At 72.7% G+C, this 21,041-nt stretch carries 20 protein-coding genes; 12 read left to right on the plus strand and 8 right to left on the minus strand.

Annotated features, from left to right (window positions below):
* Positions 1–68: 68 nt before the first annotated feature.
* On the minus strand, positions 69–695 hold the full coding sequence (locus ACQPZA_RS01880; protein WP_433277801.1) for an MBL fold metallo-hydrolase: 627 nt from the start codon (positions 693–695) through the stop codon (positions 69–71).
* Positions 696–750: 55 nt separating this feature from the next.
* Positions 751–1,743, minus strand: coding sequence for an NAD-dependent epimerase/dehydratase family protein (locus ACQPZA_RS01885; RefSeq protein ID WP_433277803.1), 993 nt, complete (start codon positions 1,741–1,743; stop codon positions 751–753).
* A gap of 60 nt (positions 1,744–1,803) precedes the next feature.
* Between ACQPZA_RS01885 and purS the strand changes: the two genes are divergently transcribed.
* From purS to ACQPZA_RS01910, 5 genes are all read left to right on the plus strand, one after another.
* Positions 1,804–2,037, plus strand: a complete 234-nt coding sequence (gene purS / locus ACQPZA_RS01890) for a phosphoribosylformylglycinamidine synthase subunit PurS (protein ID WP_433277805.1) — start codon at positions 1,804–1,806, stop codon at positions 2,035–2,037.
* The gene (gene purQ, locus ACQPZA_RS01895; RefSeq protein WP_433277807.1) at positions 2,034–2,708 is read left to right on the plus strand and encodes a phosphoribosylformylglycinamidine synthase subunit PurQ; all 675 of its coding nucleotides are present in this window, start codon (positions 2,034–2,036) and stop codon (positions 2,706–2,708) included. The genes purS and purQ overlap by 4 nt, the downstream gene beginning before the upstream one ends.
* Positions 2,709–2,804: 96 nt before the next feature.
* On the plus strand, positions 2,805–4,043 hold the full coding sequence (locus ACQPZA_RS01900) for a PP2C family protein-serine/threonine phosphatase (protein WP_433277809.1): 1,239 nt from the start codon (positions 2,805–2,807) through the stop codon (positions 4,041–4,043).
* Complete coding sequence (locus tag ACQPZA_RS01905; RefSeq protein ID WP_433277811.1) at positions 4,040–5,650, plus strand: sensor histidine kinase; 1,611 nt, start codon at positions 4,040–4,042, stop codon at positions 5,648–5,650. The genes ACQPZA_RS01900 and ACQPZA_RS01905 overlap by 4 nt, the downstream gene beginning before the upstream one ends.
* Positions 5,647–6,090, plus strand: coding sequence for a response regulator (locus ACQPZA_RS01910; protein ID WP_433277813.1), 444 nt, complete (start codon positions 5,647–5,649; stop codon positions 6,088–6,090). Before ACQPZA_RS01905 ends, ACQPZA_RS01910 begins: the two co-directional genes overlap by 4 nt.
* Here the strand turns inward: ACQPZA_RS01910 and ACQPZA_RS01915 are convergent.
* Positions 6,059–7,567, minus strand: a complete 1,509-nt coding sequence (locus tag ACQPZA_RS01915) for an FAD-dependent monooxygenase (protein ID WP_433277815.1) — start codon at positions 7,565–7,567, stop codon at positions 6,059–6,061. The two genes, ACQPZA_RS01910 and ACQPZA_RS01915, sit on opposite strands and share 32 nt — an antisense overlap.
* Before the next feature lie 84 nt (positions 7,568–7,651).
* On the opposite strand from ACQPZA_RS01915, the gene ACQPZA_RS01920 reads away from it, so the two are divergent.
* Positions 7,652–8,299, plus strand: coding sequence for a TetR/AcrR family transcriptional regulator (locus ACQPZA_RS01920; protein WP_433277817.1), 648 nt, complete (start codon positions 7,652–7,654; stop codon positions 8,297–8,299).
* Between the two features lie 5 nt (positions 8,300–8,304).
* On the opposite strand, the gene ACQPZA_RS01925 is transcribed toward ACQPZA_RS01920, so the two are convergent.
* A complete protein-coding gene (locus tag ACQPZA_RS01925) occupies positions 8,305–8,685 on the minus strand; it encodes a hypothetical protein (RefSeq protein ID WP_433277819.1) in 381 nt (126 codons plus the stop codon).
* A gap of 4 nt (positions 8,686–8,689) precedes the next feature.
* The gene (locus ACQPZA_RS01930; RefSeq protein ID WP_433277822.1) at positions 8,690–9,370 is read right to left on the minus strand and encodes a thermonuclease family protein; all 681 of its coding nucleotides are present in this window, start codon (positions 9,368–9,370) and stop codon (positions 8,690–8,692) included.
* Between the two features lie 135 nt (positions 9,371–9,505).
* On the opposite strand from ACQPZA_RS01930, the gene purL reads away from it, so the two are divergent.
* The 5 genes from purL to purM all read left to right on the plus strand — a co-directional run bounded on the left by purL (position 9,506) and on the right by purM (position 17,392).
* Entirely contained in the window at positions 9,506–11,806 is a 2,301-nt protein-coding gene (purL, locus tag ACQPZA_RS01935) for a phosphoribosylformylglycinamidine synthase subunit PurL (protein WP_433277824.1), read from the plus strand.
* A gap of 116 nt (positions 11,807–11,922) precedes the next feature.
* Complete coding sequence (locus tag ACQPZA_RS01940) at positions 11,923–12,279, plus strand: sterol carrier family protein (protein ID WP_169393999.1); 357 nt, start codon at positions 11,923–11,925, stop codon at positions 12,277–12,279.
* Positions 12,280–12,405: 126 nt separating this feature from the next.
* The gene (locus ACQPZA_RS01945; RefSeq protein ID WP_433277827.1) at positions 12,406–14,571 is read left to right on the plus strand and encodes a putative bifunctional diguanylate cyclase/phosphodiesterase; all 2,166 of its coding nucleotides are present in this window, start codon (positions 12,406–12,408) and stop codon (positions 14,569–14,571) included.
* A 26-nt stretch (positions 14,572–14,597) separates the two neighbouring features.
* Positions 14,598–16,226, plus strand: coding sequence for an amidophosphoribosyltransferase (purF, locus tag ACQPZA_RS01950; protein ID WP_433277829.1), 1,629 nt, complete (start codon positions 14,598–14,600; stop codon positions 16,224–16,226).
* A gap of 71 nt (positions 16,227–16,297) precedes the next feature.
* A complete protein-coding gene (gene purM, locus ACQPZA_RS01955) occupies positions 16,298–17,392 on the plus strand; it encodes a phosphoribosylformylglycinamidine cyclo-ligase (protein ID WP_169394002.1) in 1,095 nt (364 codons plus the stop codon).
* Here the strand turns inward: purM and ACQPZA_RS01960 are convergent.
* Positions 17,367–18,104 carry an NUDIX hydrolase gene (locus ACQPZA_RS01960; RefSeq protein ID WP_169394003.1) on the minus strand — a complete coding sequence of 246 codons (738 nt, stop codon included), beginning with the start codon at positions 18,102–18,104 and terminating at the stop codon, positions 17,367–17,369. The two genes, purM and ACQPZA_RS01960, sit on opposite strands and share 26 nt — an antisense overlap.
* A 254-nt stretch (positions 18,105–18,358) precedes the next feature.
* Between ACQPZA_RS01960 and ACQPZA_RS01965 the strand changes: the two genes are divergently transcribed.
* The gene (locus ACQPZA_RS01965; RefSeq protein WP_433277832.1) at positions 18,359–19,678 is read left to right on the plus strand and encodes an FUSC family protein; all 1,320 of its coding nucleotides are present in this window, start codon (positions 18,359–18,361) and stop codon (positions 19,676–19,678) included.
* Positions 19,679–19,688: 10 nt separating this feature from the next.
* On the opposite strand, the gene ACQPZA_RS01970 is transcribed toward ACQPZA_RS01965, so the two are convergent.
* Positions 19,689–20,048: a GntR family transcriptional regulator gene (locus ACQPZA_RS01970; protein ID WP_169394005.1), complete on the minus strand. Its 360-nt coding sequence runs from the start codon at positions 20,046–20,048 to the stop codon at positions 19,689–19,691.
* Positions 20,042–21,010, minus strand: coding sequence for a DUF1648 domain-containing protein (locus ACQPZA_RS01975; RefSeq protein ID WP_433277834.1), 969 nt, complete (start codon positions 21,008–21,010; stop codon positions 20,042–20,044). The genes ACQPZA_RS01970 and ACQPZA_RS01975 overlap by 7 nt, the downstream gene beginning before the upstream one ends.
* Between the last annotated feature and the right edge of the window lie 31 nt (positions 21,011–21,041).

Below are 21,041 nucleotides of genomic sequence, written 5' to 3' on the forward strand. Positions count from 1 at the left end.
TCGCCCATTACGTGCCCGCGAGTCGCCCGGTTTTGGTGTGCGAGTCGCCCGGGAGCGCGTGGGTGGGGTCAGAGCGTGGTGGGCTTCTCGCGGTCGAGGACGCGGACGGTGGTCTGCTCCGGGGCGAGCTGCTCGAACATCCCGTAGTGCATCGCGGGCCGGGCGAGCACGGCCTCGTGGATCGGCACCGCCGTGCGCGGTGCGACCGCCCGCAGGTAGTCCACGGCTTCGGAGAGCTTGAGCCAGGGCGCCCCGGTCGGCAGGAAGAGCACCTCGACCGCCGTGTCGGGCGGGGTGAACGAGTCGCCGGGATGCAGGTGGGTGCCGTCGACCAGGTAGGCGTTGTTCGCGACCACGGGGATGTCGGCGTGGATCACCGCATGCCGGCCGCCGAGCACGTCGATCCGCGACCCCCCGACCTCGAACGAGGTCCCCGGCGCCACCACCTCGTGCTCGACGTCGGCGAGCTGCCGCGACGTCCCGACGTCGACGATCAGGCGGGCATCGGGGTTGGCGGTCAGCAGGGCCCCCAGCCGGTCGGTGTCGAGGTGGTCGAAGTGCTGGTGCGTGACGAGCACGGCGTCGAGTCCCGCCACCTCCTCGAAGCCGGCCGAGAACGACCCGGGGTCGATCAGCAACCGCGCTGCGCCGGTGTCGAGCAGGAGACACGAGTGGCCGAAGTGGGTGATCTGCACCTCGACGAGTGTTCCACCGGAAGGCGCCGGGGGCGCGGTGACGACTCCTCGCTGGTCAGAGCAGCGAGGTGAGGACCTCCGACTCCTCGGCCGGGGTGAGCCCGGCCTTGCGGGGGCGGTCGGCGCCGAGGGCGCGTTCGTGCTCGAGCGCCGCGCGCGCGGTGTCGGCCACCGGGCGGCAGCGAAGGCCCGCCGCCGCTGCGGGTGCGGTGTCGCGCGCCAGCATGCCCGCCTCGGCCGGGGTCAGCCACAGCGGCAGCGACCGGGGACCGGACCACGGGTGCACCCCGGCCGCCGTCAGCGCCTCCGGTGTGACGGGCACGCGTTCCAGGTCCGCGGCCCCGACGGCGTCGGCGGTCTCGTCGAGCACCGCGTCGAGGGTGGAGCGGGGGCCGCTGGCGTCGAAGGTCCCGACCAGGTGTTCCTCCCCGGACCGCACGATCCAGTCGGCGAGGTCGCGGACGTCGATGATCTGGGCGGGCTGTGCGAGATCGCCCGGCACGACCGCCCGGCCGCCCCGCGCCAGCCGGTTGGGCCAGTAGCCGAACCGGTCCGTGCCGTCGTCCGGGCCGCAGATGAGGCCCGCCCTGGCGATCAACGTGCGGTCGCCTGCCGCGTCCCGCACGGCGTTCTCGGACGCCACCTTGATCGGGCCGTACGCCTCGCCGTCCTCGGTGGGGGTCTCGTCGGTGCGCGGGGTGACCAGCGCGGCGTCGACACCCGAACCGTGGGTGACGCTGTCGGCGTACACGCTGATCGTCGAGACGAAGGTCCAGTGCCGCGCGGTCGGGCCCAGGACGTCGAGCGCGGAGCGCACCCACGGCAGCGACATCCTGGCGACGTCCACGACCGCGTCGAACACCTCGCCGCGCAGCGGGTCGAGCGCGCCGGGGGCGTCGCGGTCCACGGCGAGGAGCTTCGCGCCCGCCGGCACGGCACCGGAATGGCCACGGGCTACGCACACCACCTCGTGTCCCCTGGTCACGGCCGCGGTCGCCACCGCCCTGGAGAGGAAACGCGTACCGCCGAGCACCAGCCATCGACCCATGGGAGGAGCCTCACGGACGGTGGCGCGGGGTGGCAATCGTGTTCGCCGTACGCTGATGAGGTGGCAAAGGTCGTGGTGGACGTGATGCCGAAGCCCGAGATCCTCGATCCGCAGGGCCAGGCCGTCGCGGGTGCGCTCGTCCGGCTCGGCGTTGCCGGGGTCGGGGATGTGCGGCAGGGCAAGCACTTCGAGCTCGAGGTGGACGACTCGGTCGACGACGAGACCCTGCACCGGTTGGCGGGCAGCCTGCTCGCCAACCCGGTGATCGAGGACTGGGTGGTGACCAGGGCATGAGGATCGGCGTCATCACCTTCCCGGGCACGCTCGACGACGTCGACGCGGCCCGGGCGGTGCGCTACGCGGGCGCCCAGCCGGTGGCGTTGTGGCACGCCGACCACGACCTGCAGGGCGTCGACGCGGTGATCGTGCCGGGCGGCTTCTCCTACGGCGACTACCTGCGGGCAGGCGCCATCGCCAGCATCGCCCCGATCATGACCGAGGTCGTGGCCGCCGCCGGCCGTGGCACGCCCGTGCTCGGCATCTGCAACGGGTTCCAGATCCTCTGCGAGGCGGGGCTGCTGCCCGGGGCGCTCACGCGCAACGTGGGGCTGCACTTCGTGTGCCGCGACCAGCGGCTGCGGGTCGAGTCCAGCGCCACGGCGTGGACGGGCGACCTCACCGCGGGCCAGGAGATCCTCGTGCCGCTGAAGTCCGGCGAGGGCCGGTTCGTCGCCGACGCCGCCACGATCGACCAGCTGGAGGGCGACGGCCGCGTCGTGTTCCGGTACGCCGGCGCGAACCCGAACGGCGCGATGTCGGCGATCGCCGGGATCAGCTCGGCCGACGGGCGTGTCGTCGGCCTGATGCCGCACCCCGAGCACGCGATCGATGCGCTGACCGGTCCGTCGCAGGACGGGCTGGCGCTGTTCACCTCGGTGCTGCAGGGTGCGGCGTCTCCTGTGTGACAGGACCCGTGTCACGTACCGAGGGTTCCGGGATCTAGGCTTCCGGATCCCGCCAGTGCACTGTGCCACTGAGGCCTGCGAGAAGGAGCGCTCGGCATGATCCGAACCGTTCCGGCTGCGCCCCGGCACGTGTTGCTGGTCGAGGACGACCCTGGCGACGTGTTCCTCGTGCGCGAGCTGCTCGCCGAGGTCGACCCCGAGCTCGGGGTGACAGTGGCGGAGTCGGTGGCCGAAGTGGTCGAGCGGGGGCTGCTCGGGCGGTGCGACTGCGTGTTGCTCGATCTCAACCTGCCCGGTTCCGACGGTCTCGACGGGCTGCGCACGATCCTGCGTACCGAGGGTGCCCCGGCCGTCTGCGTCCTCACCGGCCTGGACGACGAGCACCTCGGGACGGCGGCGGTCGCGGCGGGGGCGCAGGACTACCTGGTCAAGGGCAAGGTCGACGGGCAGGTACTGATCCGGGCCGTGCGCTACGCCGTGGAGCGGCGCCGGGCCGAGGCGAGCCTGCTGCGGCTGAGGGAGGAGCAGCTCGCCGCGGCGGAGTCGGCCCGCCTCGAGCGCGGGCTCCTGCCGTCACCGCTGCTGGCGGGCAGCCCCGTTCGGGCGCGGTCGTTCTACCGGGCGGGCCGCACCCGTTCCTTGATCGGCGGGGACTTCTTCGACGCCGTACTCGGACCGACCGGCACGGTGCACGCGATCGTGGGAGACGTCTGCGGGCACGGCCCGGACGAGGCGGCGCTCGGTGCGCTGCTGCGGGTTGCGTGGCGGGCCCTCGTGCTGGCCGGCGTGGACGAGCCACAGGTGCTGCCGAAGCTCCAGCAGCTGCTGGTGAGCGAGCGGCACGACCGGTCGCTGTTCACGACGGTCTGCACCGTCGCGTTCCGGTCCGAGGTGGACCCTGCCGACGGAAGGTTGACGACAGAGATGCTCGTGCGTCTGGCGGGGCACCCACCGCCGGTCTCGTTGATCCCGGCGCCACGGCCTGCCGTGCCGCCGGTGGGCCTTCCCCTGGGCCTGGACGTCGACGCGGCGTGGGAGCCCGCGAGCTTCGATCTCGGCGCCGAATGGGCACTGCTGCTGCACACCGACGGCCTCATCGAGGGCCGGGGCCCCGTCTCCGGAGAGCCGCTGTGGGAGGAGGGGCTGCTCGAGATGCTGGAACAGGAGCGCGCCACCGACCTGGAGCACCTGCCGGCGAAGCTCGTCGAGCGCGTGCAGGAGCTCAACGGGGGACCGCTCTCCGACGACGTCGCGATACTGCTGCTGTCGTCGGACACCGGGCCGCAGGACGCCCCCCAGGCCAGTGCGGTCCCCGCCGACGGGGCGGTGACATGACAGTGCTCGACGTGAAGCCGCCCGCGCAGCGCGAGGTCATGCGTCGCGAGTCCTCGCAGGCGAGCCGACGGCACTGGCCGCTGGCGCGGATCTTCGCCCTCGGTGCCTCGCTGGCGGCGCTCTTCGCGCTGGTCGTCGTGGTCCTCGGCGGCGTCGCGCTGTGGCGGCTCTCCGACGCGCGGGTCGCCCTGATCGACTCGGCCGGTCCGGCGCTGGTTGCCGCGCAGCAGCTGTCGAACGCGCTGCTGAACCAGGAGACCGGCGTGCGCGGCTACGACCTGGGCCGCCGCGCGGAGTTCCTGGACCCCTATGAGGACGGCCGGTCGAGCGAGGCGGAGATGGTGTCCGAGCTGCGTGGGCTCGCCGCCTCCGGCCGCCTTCCCGGCCTCGACGCGAACCTCGACGCCGTGGAGCGGGCGGCGCAAAGCTGGCGCACCCAGTACGCGGGCCCCGTGCTCGCCGGGACTGCCGTCGGGGTCGACCCGGAGCAGGGACGGGCCCTGTTCGACCAGGTCCGCGCCACGCTCCGGACTCTGCTCGCCGATCTGCAGGCGAAGCGGGAGGCGGCCAGGACCGGTATCGAGTCGGCGGCGCGGTTCCTCCTCATCGTGGGTGTCGCGATCGCCCTGCTGCTGGCGTCGTTCCTGGTGGCGGCAGCAGTCGGGCTGCGACGGGGAATCCTGCGTCCGGTCTCGGAGCTCGCGGTGCACGTGCGCCAGGTCGCGTCCGGGGACGTCACGAAGCCCGTGGACGCAGGTGGTCCGCGCGAGATCGTCGGGCTGGGCGCTGACGTCGAGGCGATGCGCCAGCACATCCTCCGCGACCTCGACGAGGCCAAGGAGGTGAACCGGCGCCTCGACGACCAGACCCGCGAACTGGAGCGCTCCAACCGCGACCTCGAGCAGTTCGCGTACGTGGCGAGTCACGACCTGCAGGAGCCGTTGCGCAAGGTGTCGAGCTTCTGCCAGCTGCTGCAGCGCCGGTACGGCGGTCAGCTCGACGAGCGTGCCGACCAGTACATCGCGTTCGCCGTGGACGGCGCCTCGCGCATGCAACGGCTGATCAACGACCTCCTGTCGTTCTCCCGCGTCGGGCGGACGACCGAGAACTTCACCGCTGTCGACCTCGCCGAGACGGCAGCGGTCGCCGCGGCTCAGCTCGAGGCGGCACGCGAGGAGACGGGCGGCGAGATCGTCCTCGGTGAGCTCCCGGTGGTCGCGGGCGACCGCGCTCTGCTGCAGGCGCTGCTGGTGAACCTCCTGGGCAACGGGCTGAAGTTCCACCGGGAGGGTGTGTCGCCGGTGGTCCGGGTGGAGTGCCGGCGGGAGGACGACTCCTTCGAGATCACGGTCGCCGACAACGGCATCGGCATCGAGTCCGAGTACTCCGACAAGGTGTTCGTGATCTTCCAGCGGCTGCACGGCCGCGACGTCTACCCCGGAACCGGTATCGGGCTGGCGCTCGCGAAGAAGATCGTCGAGTTCCACGGCGGCCGGATCGGTCTCGTCGAGACCCCCGGGCCCGGTACGACCGTGCGTTTCAGCCTGCCCGTCCCGGCCGACACGGCCGCCCCTGAACCCCTTGCTTCCGAGGAGACCGACGCGTGACAGAGCTCCAGCCCCGGATCATCAACGTGCTGCTGGTCGAGGACGACCCGGGCGACGTGCTGATGACCCGCGAGGCGTTCGACGAGTACCTGCACAACCGGCTCGACGTGGTGACGGACGGTGCTGCCGCGCTCTCCTACCTGCGCCGCGAGGAGCCCTACGCCGACGCGCCGCGCCCGGACCTGATCCTGCTCGACCTCAACCTCCCGCGGCGCGACGGCCGCGAGGTGCTCGAGGAGGTCAAGGCGGACCCTGACCTGCGGCACATCCCGGTGATCGTCCTCACCACCTCGCAGGCGGAGGAGGACGTGCTGCGCAGCTACCAGCTGCACGCCAACGCCTACGTCACCAAGCCGGTCGACTTCGAGGGCTTCATCGAGGCCATCAAGCAGATCGACTACTTCTTCGTCAGCGTGGTGAAGCTCCCGTCGGGAGGCTGACCCGCCCCCGTGTGTGCGTGATCGACCCGATGTAGCCGTCGGGGCGAACGAGCACCGTGGTGCCGTCCGCCACGTCGTACGCGCCGAACGCGTGCCCCTGGGCGTCCGCCACCGCCGTGCCGGTGGCACGTTCCCCGGCGCGGAGCACGGCGTGCGCCCCGACCCCCTGCGACGGCTTCGCGTCGCTGCCACCGAACGCCAGCACCGTGGCGTGCGGGCCGCGGAACAGGTCGAAGAGCCGCACCGCCCGCCCGTCCGCGTCGACGACCGGGGCATCGGGCGCGCGGTCGCCCGCCCGCAGCGCTCCGGGCTCGGCGCGTCCGTCGTGGACCAGCGGGCTGTCGCGGTAGGTGATGTCGAGCTGGTGGGTCTCCGTGCCGCGGGTGAAGGCGTCGGATGCGCCGTCGGTGTACTTGCGCAGCAGTTCGTTGCTGATCCCGAGTACCCGCGCGGCCACGGGGAGCCGCTCGGCCTCGTAGCTGTCCAGCAGGTCGGCCGCCCGCACGGCGTCGGTATCGGTGCCGAGCGCCTCGGCGAGCTTCCAGCCCAGGTTGTAGGCATCCTGGATGCCGGTGTTGAGCCCCTGGCCGCCCGTCGGCGGGTGGGCGTGGGCGGCGTCGCCCGCGAGGAACACGCGGCCGGCGCGGTAGCGCTTCGCGAGCCGGGAGTTCGGCCGCCAGACCGTGACCCAGGCCAGCTCACGCAGCCGGAAGCCGGGCGGGACCCCGAACCGGTCGAACGCCGCCTGCACCGTGGCAGGCGACGGCTCGGTGTCGGTGCCGGCCGGGCAGACGGTCTGGAACAGGTCTCCGCCGGGCAGCGGGCTCAGCGCGACGCCGGTGCGTGGGTCGTCCGCGGCGCCGAACCAGTAGCCGTACCGGTGGTCGAGGCCCTCGATCCGCATGTCGCCGAGCAGCATCCGCATCGACTCGTCGGTGGTGCCGTCGAACGGGATGCCGAGCGCCCTGCGCACGGTGCTGCGGCCCCCGTCGGCCCCCACCAGGTACGCCGCCCGCACGCGCTCGGACCGGCCGCCTCGCCGAAGGGTGGCGCTCACCCCGGTGCCGTCCTGCTCGAACGCCACCAGTTCGGTGCCGAGCTCGACCGGGACGCCCAGCTCGGCGAGCCGGGTGCGCAGGATCGACTCGGTGCGGTCCTGACCGAGCATCCACGGGTTGGGCAGCGGCACGTCGGGCGTGGGTTCCCGCCAGTCGCTCATGCGGCGCTCACCGACGAACTGCCCGCCGACGTGGACGCGTAGCGGTGCCGGAGGAGCCCCCGCGGCGCGCACTGCGTCGAGCACACCGAGGTCGTCGAAGACCTCGAGGGTCCGGGGCTGAAGTCCGTCCCCGCGTGAACCGGCAGCGGGCCGCTCGCCGCGTTCGACGACGCGCACCCCGACGCCGCGACGGGCGAGCTCGATGCCCAGGGTGAGACCGGTGGGGCCGGCACCGGCGATGAGGACCTGGTGAGCCATGCGATCCCCTTTTACTGAATAGACGTTCACTGAATGTTGGTTCATGGTCAACGCTGCTAGCGTCCGCTGTCAAGGAGGTCGGGCATGGGGGCTCCCACGAGCCGCGCGGCGAAGGCGGCGGAGACCGAGGCGGCGCTGAAGGCGGCGGCCAAGCGCGTCTTCGCCGAACGCGGCTACGTCAACACGAAGATCACGGACATCACGGCGGCAGCCGGGCGCGCCGCCGGCTCGTTCTACAACCACTTCACGAGCAAGGACGAGCTGCTCACGGCCCTGCTCACCGACATGTTCGCCGAGGGCGACCGCGCCGCGGAGGACCCCACCCACCGCTCCGACTTCGGCGACCGGGACGCCGTGCGCTGGCACATCGAGCAGTACTGGGGCTTCTACCGCGAGCACGTCCCCGAGATGGTCGCGCTGCGGCAGGCCGCCATGGCCGACCCCGGGTTCGGCCGCCGGCTGCAGGAGATGGTCACCCGGGACGCGGCCCATCTGATCGGGCACCTCGATCCCGTGCGTGCCGCCGGGATACCGCTGCCGGGGGAGCCCGACCTCGTGGTGTCGGTGTACTGCAGCCTGCTCGACCAGTTCGCCTACACCTGGCTCGCGGCAGGCGGGGACGGCACGGGAAGGCAGATCTCCGACGAGGAGGCGATCGAGACGCTGACGGAGTTCGTCCACCGCGGGCTCGCCGGCACGCCGCCGGTGCGACGTGGGTCGCCTCCCGGCTGATCCGGTCAGCCCTGCCGCACCGTCGACCCTGCCTCGTTCTCGCTCTGCAGCACCTGCTCGATCTCGGCTCGGTGCCAGTCGAGGGGGAGGACGAGCCGGCCGTCCCGGCCGATGTGGGCGAGCCGCGACCCACACCACCCGCACCCTCCTGCAGCGTCGACGGAGGCAAGGCTTTCGACCTCTGCACGGCGTCGGGCGGCGGCGGATGCACGCTGCTGCTGGGCGCGCTGCCGCTTCCGCGTGGCGGTCCGGTCGTAGAACCACCAGGCGCCGAACGGCACCGCGAGGATCGCTGCGGTGATCAGTGCCCACTTGATGATGAGGAGCACCAGACCTACAACGAGGACGATCCCGATCACGCGGGCAAGGCCGGGACTGCGCTTCATCTCCTCAGCACCACCACTTCTTCGCGCAGTAGCCGCCGGTGAGCGCTCCGTCCGGAAGCCCCTGGTCGCCGGGACTCGGCCAGTTGACGTCGCCCCCGCTGCCGCCACCGCTCGACGGACGAGGCTTCGTGCAGACCTGCGGGCCGTCATCGCGACTGCGTAGGTCGTCGAGGTAGGAGGCCGGTGCCCCGTGGCCGTCGTACACCGTCGTGTGGTCGAGAGCGACGGCCATCTCGCCGAAGTCGATGCCCGTGGCGAGCTTCACGTAGCGCAGCTCGTGACCGCGGCGGTCGCGGTTCACCCCAGGTTCGGCGACCAGCGTGACCGTCTGTCCCCCGAGTTGGGAACGCGCTGACTCCGTGGCCTGATCACCGCCGTAGGTGCCCGGCTCGCAGGCATCGATGCCCAGCACCTGCACCGTGCGTCCGCCGGAGACTTCGAACGTGTCGCCATCGATCACCGACGTCACCTGCACCGTCTCGCCGGGTTGCCCCGCCTCCGCCTCCGCGGGCGCTGCTGGTGAGACCGGTCCCGGTGGCGAGACCGCAGCCGAATCCGTCCCCGCACGGTCGATCGACGCTGCGGGGGTAGGGGGTGGGCTGGAGCTCGACAGGTCGGTGAGCGCGACGATCACGAACACACCGGCCGCGATCCCCGACCACACCTTGTACGCCAGCCGCACCATGCCTCCCCCACGCAGGTTCCGGCCGGATGTCGCCGCGGCCCGCGTCGTCGTTACGACTCGCTGTGGTGGGGTCGACAGCGCCCATACACCCGGTCGCGCGCGGCTGTGTGTCTCGTTTACGTACGCTGAGAAGCCGTGACGTCCGCCGCCACCGCGCAGTCCGCCCCCGTCCACACCGACACCGTCCGGAACGCCGCCGCGACGCCGGACCACCCGCAGCCCCACCGCGAGCTCGGGTTGAAGGACGACGAGTACGCGCGGATCCGGGAGATCCTCGGTCGCAGGCCGACCGACGCCGAGCTGGCGATGTACGCCGTGATGTGGAGCGAGCACTGCTCCTACAAGTCGTCGAAGGTGCATCTGGCCTACTTCGGCGAGACCACCACCGACGAGATGCGCAGCCGGATGCTCGCCGGGATCGGGGAGAACGCCGGCGTCGTCGACATCGGGGACGGCTGGGCCGTCACGTTCAAGGTCGAGTCGCACAACCACCCGTCGTACGTGGAGCCCTACCAGGGCGCGGCCACCGGTGTGGGTGGGATCGTGCGCGACATCATGGCGATGGGCGCCCGTCCGGTGGCGGTGGCCGACCCGCTGCGCTTCGGCCCGGCCGACGCGCCCGACACGGCCAGGGTGCTGCCCGGCGTGGTCGCGGGCGTGGGTGGCTACGGCAACTCCCTCGGACTGCCGAACATCGGTGGTGAGGTCGTCTTCGACGAGGGCTATCTGGGCAACCCGCTCGTCAACGCCCTGTGCATCGGCGCGATGCGCACGGAGGACCTGCACCTCGCGTTCGCCTCGGGCACCGGCAACAAGATCATCCTGTTCGGCGCGCGCACCGGGCTGGACGGCATCGGCGGTGTGTCGGTGCTCGCCAGCGAGACCTTCTCGGGCGAGGAGTCGGCGAGCGGCCGCAAGAAGCTCCCGTCGGTGCAGGTGGGTGACCCCTTCATGGAGAAGGTCCTCATCGAGTGCTGCCTGGAGCTGTTCCACGCCGGACTGGTGGTCGGCATCCAGGACCTCGGCGGCGCCGGCCTGTCGTGTGCCACGTCCGAGCTGGCCAGTGCCGGTGACGGCGGGATGCACGTCGACCTGGACACGGTGCCGCTGCGGGCCACCGGGATGACACCGGCGGAGATCCTCTCCAGCGAGTCCCAGGAGCGCATGTGCGCCGTCGTGCGTCCCGAGGACGTCGACGCCTTCATGGCCGTCTGCCGCAAGTGGGACGTCCTCGCGAGTGTGATCGGTGAGGTCACCGACGGCGACCGACTGGTGATCACCTGGCGCGGTGAGACCGTGGTGGACGTCCCCCCGCGCACCGTCGCGCACGACGGGCCGGTCTACGAGCGCCCCGTGCAGCGCTCGGCCGCACAGGACGCCCTCGTGGCCGACACCCCCGACCGCCTGGCCCGCCCGGCAGGCCCGGACGAGCTGCGCGCGGAGATCCTGCGGATGGCCGCCAGCCCCAACCTGTGCAGCCGGGCATGGGTCACCGACCAGTACGACCGCTACGTCCGCGGCAACACGGCGTCCGCGCAGCCCGCCGACGCCGGGATGGTGCGCATCGACGAGGAGACCGGGCGCGGGGTGGCCGTCGCCACCGACTGCAACTCCCGCTTCGTCGCCCTCGATCCCTACGCGGGGGCCCAGCTCGCGCTGGCCGAGGCGTACCGCAACGTCGCGACGAGCGGCGCGGTGCCGCTGGCCGTCACGGACTGCCTGAACTTCGGCTCGCCGGAGGACCCGCACGTGATGTGGCAGTTCCAGCAGGCCGTGCGCGGCCTCGCCGACGGGTGCGTTGCGCTCGGTCTGCCCGTGACCGGCGGGAACGTGAGCTTCTACAACCAGACCGGGGAGCGGGCGATCCTGCCCACCCCGGTGGTCGGCGTGCTCGGCGTGATCGACGACGTGGCCCGGCGCGTCCGGTCCGGGTTCACCCGCGACGGCGACACGGTGCTGCTGCTCGGCGACACCCGCGACGAGCTCGGCGGCAGCGAGTGGGCGAACGTGGTGCACGGCCACCTGGGCGGTCCGCCGCCGGTGGTCGACCTCGCTGCCGAGCAGCGCCTCGCCCGGCTGCTCGCCGCCGCCGCCGAGGCCGGGCTTCTCACCGGCGCCCACGACCTGTCCGACGGGGGTCTCGCGCAGGCGCTCGTGGAGGCCTGTCTCGTCGGGGGCCAGGGTGCGGCGGTGGAGCTCCCGGCCGCTCTCGACCCGTTCGTCGCGCTGTTCTCGGAGTCGGCGGGGCGCGTGCTCGTGACCACCGCCGCGGACCGGGCGGACGAGGTCAGGTCGCTGGCGGAGGCCGCAGGCGTGCCGGTCACGACGCTGGGCACCACCGGGGGCGCGGCGCTGGCCGTCGCGGGCCTGGCCGAGCTGTCGCTGTCCGAGCTGCGGACCGCCTGGGAGGCCACCCTCCCGGCCCTCTTCGGCTGACCCGCGGGGTCGCCCCCGGATTGCAGCAAAGCCACGTTCATGCCGTCACGTTGCGGCAACGTGGCTTTGCTGCAACACCGGGGACATTCGGTGGCCGCGCGGGATAGGTTCGCGGCATGCCGGAGGAGATCGACAACGGCGCGCTGAGGGCGGTGCTGGACTGGCTCGACGGCGGTCCGTCGCCGGAGCGCCCGGTGCTGCGCGGAGCGGTGAAGGAGAGCCTCGCGGCCGTGGCAGCCGCGGCGCCGGGACGCAGTGTGGAGGTGCGGGTGCCGCCGTACGGGGCCGTGCAGTGCGTCAGCGGGCCCCGGCACGGCCGCGGCACGCCGCCCAACGTCGTCGAGACCGATCCCCGCACCTGGCTCGCACTCGTCACCGGCAGGCTGACGTGGGTGCAGGCGGTGGAGGAGGGCGCGCTGCGCGCGTCCGGAACCCGTAGCGGCGAGATCGCGTGCCTGCTCCCGCTCTCCTGATCAGGCGTGTTGCCACTCTCCCGAGGGGTGAATGCAAACACATGGTGGTGGCGCAAACACAACGCGGTACGGAGAATTGTCCGATCAAGGTCGAAGCGGAAAGAACGGGCGACAGGGGGTGGTCGCGTGGTGGCACCGCGCAGCCTTCCTGATGCCGTCGACGCCGAGTTCGACAACGACTCCTGCGACGAGCCGCCGGCCACGGAACGCGCCCGTATCGAGCGGCTCGCCGCCCGGTGGGCGCAGCTGGGGCCGCCCGACGATCCCGGCGTCGCCCCCCACCTGGCCACGTTGCTGCGCAGGCTCGCAGCGATCCTGCGTGCCGAGCCGTTCTGGCCCCTCGCCGCCCGGGAGGTCGGGTCCGAGCTGCTCAGCACCGGGCTCTGCGGGGCTCCGGGCCGGCCGACGTACGGGTTCGACGACATCGTTCCGCCCAGCCTCCGCCTGTTGCGGCGGGAGGCGGCCGACGTGATCGGGGTGCCGGGGGTGGAGGGCGAGCGGCGCCTCGTCGCGGTGCTCGACGAGCTGCTCGCGGGCGTCATCAGGTCGCTGCAGGACCGGAACGGGGCCGGGGACGGCCGGAGCCGGCCCACCGACGATGCGGATGCGGCCGTCATGCGCCGCCACATGAGCGCTGTGTACGAGCAGTCGTCGTTCGGCGTCGTGATCATGTGCCTGGACGGCCGGATGATCGACGTGAACCCGGCCCTCGCCCGGATGTTCGGGCTGGACGGTCCGCTCGACCAGCCGCGGCCGGTGTCCGACTTCGTCCATCCCGACGACGTGCTCGACGTCGTCCAGCGCTTCCAGCGGCTCGCAGGCGGCGCGTCGGACGTCGTGCGGATGGAGCTACGGCTCGCGCGTCCCGACTCCGAGGTGCTGTGGGTCCACGTCACCGCCTCGCGCATCGTCGACGACAGCGGCGAGCCGTCCCATCTGATGGCGGTCGTGGAGGACGTGTCCGACCGGCACCGGCTGCGTTCGTGGCTCCAGGGCGAGTCCTACCAGGACCAGCTGACCCGCCTGCCGAACCGGGCCGTCACCGAGGCGTGGCTGCACCGCGCCTTCGCCTCCGACGGCCCGGAGCGGGTGGGCATCTGTGTCCTCGACATCGACGGCTTCCACCCGATCAACGACGGGCTCGGCCAGCAGACGGGGGACCGGCTGCTGCTCGCCGTCGCGGGCAGGCTGCAGCTGGCGGCGGGCTCTCACCTGGTCACCCGGATCGGGGCCGACGAGTTCGCGGTGCTGGTGTCCGACTCGGAGAGCAGCGGCGACGTCGGCAGGCTCGCCGACCGGTTGCAGGCCGCTCTGGTGATCCCGTTCCAGATCGACGGCCACACCCTCGTGGTCTCGGCGAGCATCGGCGTGGCCGAGTCCGAGACCGCGGGCGGTAGCGCGGCCGAGCTGTTGCGGGGTGCGGACGTGGCCCGATCGTGGGCGAAGGCCCTCGGGGGTGGGCGCCGGGTGGTGTTCGACCCGGAGCGCGACGCCACGGAGTCGGCGCGGTTCGCGCTGCTCTCCGGGCTGCGCGGCGCGATCGACCGCGGTGAGTTCCGGCTGGCCTTCCAGCCGCTCGTCCAGCTCACCGACGGGCGGGTGCGGGGGGCCGAGGCGCTGGTGCGCTGGGACCACCCGGAGCAGGGTGTGATCGGTCCCGGCCGGTTCATCGAGCTGGCCGAGCACAGCGGCGCGATCGTCCCGCTCGGGCGGTGGGTGCTGGAGGAGGCCTGTGGGCAGGCCGCGAGCTGGTGGCGTGAGCTCGGCCCCGCCGCGCCGTTCGTCAGCGTCAACGTCTCGCCGCTGCAGCTGACCGAACCGGGCTGGGTCCACGTGGTCACCGGCGCGCTCAGCTCCACGGGGCTCCCGCCCGAGCTGCTCCAGCTGGAGATCACCGAGCAGGCGGTCCTCGGGGACGAGACCGTCGCCCTCGACGCCCTGAACGCGCTGCGGGCCGCGGGAGTCCGGCTGGCGCTCGACGACTTCGGCACCGGTTACTCGAGCCTGGCCTGGCTGCGCACGCTGCCGGTGAACGCCCTCAAGATCGACGGCTCGTTCATCGACGGGCTGCGCAACCCGTCGGCCGACCCGACGGACTCCTCGATCGTGCGCGCCCTCGTCGAGATGGCCCACGCACTCGGCCTGGACGTCACGGCCGAATGGGTGGAGACCCCCGTGCAGGCCGAGAGGCTCGCCGAGCTCGGCTGCGACATGGGGCAGGGGAGATGGTTCGGTGATGCCGGTCCCGGTATGTGTGTCCCGGAGCTCCTTCGGCGTAGCATCGGCAGCTGAGTCGTCGTCTGCGCAAGGAGCGAGTTGTGCCGAGTTCCACCCGGAACGAGCACCCGACCGACCGCAATCCGAACCCCGACCTCACCGACGACCAGGCCGATACGAGCGCCCTCGATCCCGCTCCTCGTGAGGAGTGCGGTGTGTTCGGCGTGTGGGCCCCCGGTGAGGACGTCGCCAACCTCACCTACTACGGGCTGTACGCGTTGCAGCACCGTGGCCAGGAGGCCGCCGGGATCGCCGTGTCCGACGGGCACCGGATGGTCGTATTCAAGGATCTCGGGCTCGTCAGCCAGGTCTTCGACGAGCAGGTCCTGTCGTCGCTGAAGGGCCACCTGGCGGTGGGGCACTGCCGGTACTCCACCACGGGTTCCACCACCTGGGAGAACGCCCAGCCGACGTTCCGCACCACCGCCACCGGCAGCGGCATCGCGCTGGGTCACAACGGCAACCTGGTCAACACCGCTGAGCTGCGCGACGAGGTAGCCGCGCTGCGGACCGCCGCGTCGAAGGCGGACCGCTCGTCGATCCGGTCGAGCACCGACTCCGACCTCATCACCGAACTGCTGGCCGCCACCTCCGCCGACACCGGCGTCGAGGAGGCGGCGATGCGCCTGCTGCCCAGGGTGCGCGGCGCGTTCTCACTGGTGTTCGCCGACGAGCAGACGCTCTACGCCGCCCGCGACCCCCACGGGGTCCGCCCGCTGGTGCTCGGCCGTCTCGAGCGCGGCTGGGTGGTGGCCAGCGAGACCGCGGCGCTGGACATCGTCGGCGCGTCGATGGTGCGCGAGGTCGAGCCCGGTGAGCTGCTGGCCATCGACGCCGACGGGATGCGCAGCTCCCGGTTCTCGGCGCCGGAGCCGAAGGGCTGCGTGTTCGAGTACGTGTACCTGGCCCGGCCGGACACCACGATCTCCGGACGGTCCGTGCACGCGGCCCGCGTGGAGATCGGCAGGCGGCTCGCCGTCGAGCACCCGGTCGAGGCCGACCTGGTGATCCCCGTTCCGGAGTCGGGCACCCCCGCAGCCATCGGCTACGCGCAGGGTTCGGGCATCCCCTACGGGCAGGGCCTGGTGAAGAACGCCTACGTCGGCCGCACCTTCATCCAGCCCAGCCAGACGATCCGTCAGCTCGGTATCCGGCTCAAGCTCAACCCGCTGCGCGACGTCATCCGGGGCAAGCGGCTCGTCGTCGTCGACGACTCCATCGTGCGCGGCAACACCCAGCGTGCGCTGGTGCGCATGCTCCGGGAGGCCGGCGCGCTCGAGGTGCACGTGCGGATCGCCTCGCCGCCGGTGCGCTGGCCGTGCTTCTACGGCATCGACTTCGCCACCCGCGCCGAACTGGTGGCGGGCTCGCTCGACGTCGAGGGCGTACGCCGCTCGATCGGGTCGGACACGCTGGGCTACGTCTCGCTGGAAGGGTTGATCGCCGCCAGCGAGCAGCCACGCACCCGGCTCTGCTCGGCCTGCTTCGACGGCGAGTACCCGATCCCGCTGCCCGACGAGGCGCGGCTGGGCAAGCACCTGCTGGAGAAGCTCTCGGTACCCCCGGCCATCGCCGACCGGGTCGGCGAGACCGTGTCCGGGGCAGCTTCAGGCGATGCCGGCCCCCTGTCGGTCGGTTACGGTGCGGCCGACGCGCTGCGGCGTCCCTGACCCACCTCCATCCGACCTGTACACCCGGGCGTCCCATGCCGCCCCCCACTCACGCCAGGAGCGTTGCGACGATGCCGCCGACCACCTCCGGAGCCGACGGGCCCGGCGCCAGCTACGCGTCAGCCGGCGTCGACATCGACGCCGGGGAGCGCGCGGTCGAGGCGCTGCGCCCGTTCGCGGAGAAGGCGAGCCGACCCGAGGTCCTGGGTGGCATCGGGGGCTTCGCCGGGCTGTTCGCGCTGAAGATGGGCCGCTACACCGAGCCGGTGCTGGCGGCGTCCACCGACGGGGTGGGCACCAAGATCGCCGTGGCGCAGGCCGTCGACAAGCACGACACGATCGGCCTCGACCTCGTGGCCATGGTCGTCGACGACCTGGTGGTGTGCGGGGCGGAGCCGCTGTTCCTGCAGGACTACATCGCCGTGGGACGCCTGGTGCCCGACCAGGTCGCCACCATCGTCAAGGGCATCGCCGAGGGGTGTCAGCAGGCCGGCTGCGCGTTGCTGGGCGGGGAGACCGCCGAGCACCCCGGTCTGATGGAGGACGGCAGCTACGACATCTCGGCCACCGGCGTCGGGATCGTGGAGGCCGACGCGATGCTGCGGCCCGACCGGGTCCGCCCCGGCGACGTGCTACTGGCCATGGGCTCGTCGGGCCTGCACTCCAACGGCTACTCGCTGGCCCGGCACGTGCTGCTGGACATCGCGCGGATGCCGCTCTCGGGGCACGTGGAGGAGTTCGGGCACACCCTCGGGGAGGAACTGCTCGTCCCCACCCGGATCTACGCCCGCGACTGCCTCGCGCTGGCGGCCGAGACGGGGGTGCGCACCTTCGCCCACATCACCGGTGGCGGGTTGGCCCGCAACCTCGAGCGCGTGCTCCCGCCCGGCCTGGAAGCGGTCGTGGAGCGCGGCACCTGGACGCCGGCCCCGGTGTTCAAGCTGATCGCCTCCCGCGGCCGGGTCGACCGCGCGGAGATGGAGAAGACGTTCAACATGGGTGTCGGCATGGTGGCGGTCGTGCCTGCCGACGACGTCGACCGGGCACTGGCCGTGCTCACCGCCCGGCACGTCCCGGCGTGGGTGCTGGGTGAGGTGCGCCGAGGGGGCACCGAGCCGCTCGCCGACGGCCGGGTGCACCTCAAGGGCGACCATCCCCGTTTCTGAGAGCGGCGACGCGAACCGGCCCGCCGTTGGTGAGCGGTGCCGGGTCGCGGAGCATGGGCGGGTGGAGAGCCGTCGCCTTTCCCCGCTGGAACAGCTGCCCGGGGCGGCCGCGGCCGGTGCGCACCTTCTCGCCGGTGGGGAGCAGGAAGTCGGGAGTGGACGTCACCTTGCGCTGGAAGTTGCGGGGGTCGATCGTCGTGCCCCACACCGCCTCGTAGACCCGTCGTAGCTGCGACACGGTGAACTCCGGCGGGCAGAACGACGCGGCCAGCGTCGTGTACTCCAGCTTCGAGCGAGCCCGCTCGACGCCGTCGGCGAGGATCCGCGCGTGGTCGAACGCCAGATGCCCCACCTCGCCCACCGGGTGCCATGTCCCGATCGCGGTGCCGGACCCGCTCTCCTCCCCGGCCAGACCGGGCAGGAGAGCGAGGTGGCCGACGGTGAGCACCCGGCCGCGCGGGTCGCGGTCCGGGGCGGCGTAGCTGCCGAGCTGTTCGAGGTGGTGGCGGCCGACGGTCAGGCCGGTGTCCTCGACGAGCTCCCGGGTGGCGGCGTCGAGCAGATCCTCGCGCTGCCGCACGAACCCGCCGGGCAACGCGGGTTCGCCGGGGAACGGGGGCGCCGAACGCTGCGTGAGCAGCACACAGAGCCGGTCGTCGCGCACCGTGAGAACTACCAGGTCAACGGCCACGGCGAAGAGGTTGCCACGCATGTGGTTCTCACCCTGATGAGGAGAGAGGCGATCATCGTCGGGCTGACGGTACAGGTGGCTCCGACAACGATTTACAGACGATCACATGTAATGACAAGTGAGCATTTGCTGGAGGCGTCGTACGCTCGGGGAACTCGAGGGCGACTTCCGTGCCCTCGACGCGGCCGGGGCGGCCGCCGATCGTCGCGGGTCTGCGTCCGGGGTGAGGTCCACGCGCCGGACGCCCGGCCCGGGGCAGGACCAGGACCACGCCGATGACGGTGCCGGGGCGCAGCGCGCGATGGGTCCGTGCCCTGCGAAGGTTCGCCGGCGACACGGCGCACCGGGTGCGGGAGCGCGGCCGCTCGGCGGTGGCGCGCGCCGCGCGGCTGACCGGCGCCGCGGTGGCGGCCTACGTCGCGGCCCAGGCGTTCGGGCTCCGCAATCCGCCGCCGCTGATCGCGGCCCTGACCGCCCTGATCGTCGTGCAGGTGACGCTGACCAGCACGCTGGTCCACAGCCTGCAGCGGGTGCTCAGCGTCGTGACCGGGGTGAGCCTCGCACTGCTGTTCTCCTCGGTGGTCGGGCTGAACTGGTGGAGCCTCGCCCTGATCGTGTCGGCGTCCATCGTCGTGGGGCAGCTGCTGCGGTTGGGCCCGCAGCTGATCGAGGTGCCGATCAGCGCGATGCTCGTGCTCGGGGTCGGCTTCGCGGCCGGGGCGGAGAACGTGGCCGCCGATCGCATCCTGGAGACGCTCGTCGGATCGGCGGTCGGCGTGCTGGTGAACCTCGTCTTCCCGCCGGCCGTGCAGGTGCGTTCCGCCGCGGCGGCCGTCGAGCGGCTCGCCGAGGAGATCGCCGCGCTGCTCGACGCCGCGGCGGCCGGGATCGAGGACTCCCCGCCGTCCGTCGAGCTCGCCGGCCGCTGGCTGGACGACGCCCGGCGGCTCAACCGGCACGTGCCCCGCGTCGACCGGGCGCTGGAGCACGTGGAGGAGAGCCGCCAGCTCAACGTCCGGGTGGCGCTGGACACGCGGGCGAGCGGGCCGGGCCTACGCGACGGCCTCGACGTGCTGGAGCACTGCGCGGTGACGCTGCGCGGCTTGTTCCGCTCCCTGTGCGACACCCGGCGGGCGGCAGGTTCCGACCTGGACGGCCTCGACGAGAAGACGCGCTCGCTCCACGCCGACCTGCTGCACGAGCTGGCGACCGTGGTCCGGGCGTTCGGCCGGCTCCTCACCGCCGAGTCGACCGGGCCGGGCCCGCAGCAGGAGGAGGCCGACCTGGCCGCGGCGCTCCAGCGGCTGCACGCCGGCCGCAGCCGGGCGGCGGACCTGCTCCTGTCCGACACCCAGGACTCCCCGGCGATCGGGGAGGTCAACACCGCCCTGGTGCTGGCGGTGGACCGCATGATGGCCGAGCTCGACGTCGTCGAGCACGCCCGGCTGCGGGAGGAACGGCGCCGCGAGGCCGCCCGCAGGCGGACGGTCCGCGCGGTGGGCCGGCTGCGCTCGACGGGCCGGCAGCTGGCCGACCGCCCCCGCCTCAGGCGGGCCACCGGCCCCACGGACGGTCCTCCGGCGGCTGCCGACTGAGGTGGAGCGGTCAGGAGGTGCGCGCCGCTGCCCGGACCAGAGCGACGACCTCCTCGTCGTCCAGGTCGAACCGCCGGGCCGCGCGCACGAGGTCTCTCGCCAGCTCGACGACGGCGGCCCGGCCGGCCGGCACGCCGTCGCGCACGATGGCGCCGCGACCGCGGCGGAGCTCGATGAGCCCCTCGTCGCGCAGGCTCTGGTAGCCCGCGAGCACGGTGTGGATGCTGACCTGCAGCGAGGCTGCCAGGTCGCGGGCGCCCGGCAGCCGCTCGCCGCCGCGTACCGAGCCGTCCGCGATTCCACGCCGGACGCAGGCGGCGATCTGGTCGGCGAGCGGGGTGGCCCGGGTGGGGTCCACCCGGATCAGCACGGCCTGCCCCCGGAGGACGCGACACCGGCGAGCACGCCTGCCGCGGTGCGGGGATCGTCCACGGTGACGGTGAGCTGCTGTCCGGAGCGACGCGTGACCACCAGCGCCGGCCCGGCGCGGAGGATGATCCCGCGTCCGCCGGGCACGATCCGGTATCCCCACCCGCCGAATCCGGTGGGGGAGATGTCGGCGACGGTGACCGACGCGACCTCATCGGCCGGGACGTGCAGGCGTGGCCATCCCAGCAGCCCGAGCATGATGGTCAGCCCGCGCCGGTCGACGGTGACCCGCGCCTGGGAGTTCAGCACGACAGCGACGCCTGCCACGCCGGTGATGATGCCGGCGGCCGGGTGGACGGTGACCCCGAGCGCGCAGCCGATGATCACCACGACGGCACCGACCGCCGGGATCCACGGCGACCCGACGGTGCGGGACCAGCTGACCTGCTCGGCCGGTCCGAGCGGCACGGCCGGGACGGCCTCGGGTTCCTCCCCGTCGGCCGGGATGCTCGGTGTCACCAGCCAGGCGACCACGCCGGCCACCGCGCCTGTGGCCAGTCCGGCGGGGAACGTCCACCAGGGCAGCACCGCTGCGGCCGGATCGGTGAGCCCGAGGTTGGCGGCGACGCTGCCGAGGAGGATCGCGCCGAGGAACCCGGCCGTCGCCCACGACGCGGCGACGAGCACCCGCCCGTTGTCCCACCTCATACCCGGCGGGGACCCCACACCGCTCTGCCGGGCGCACAGGCCGAACAGCAGCGCCAGCCCGACGGCGAGCGCCACGGTCACCGCGAGGACGGTGCCCCGGCCGGCATACCTGTCCGCGCTGCCCGAGAGGTCGAAGTGCGAGGCGATCGGATCGGGCAGGCCGTCGGCCGTGGCGAGCACCACGATCGCCGGGGCGAAGGCGATCAGGTGCGGGAGGCCGGCGAGCAGGGTGCGCCGAGTGGTTGCCGAGCTCATGTGGGTCGCTCCTTCACTTGTTATGAATCAA

This window comes from Pseudonocardia xinjiangensis (assembly GCF_050948425.1).
Taxonomy (GTDB): Bacteria; Actinomycetota; Actinomycetes; order Mycobacteriales; family Pseudonocardiaceae; genus Pseudonocardia; species Pseudonocardia xinjiangensis.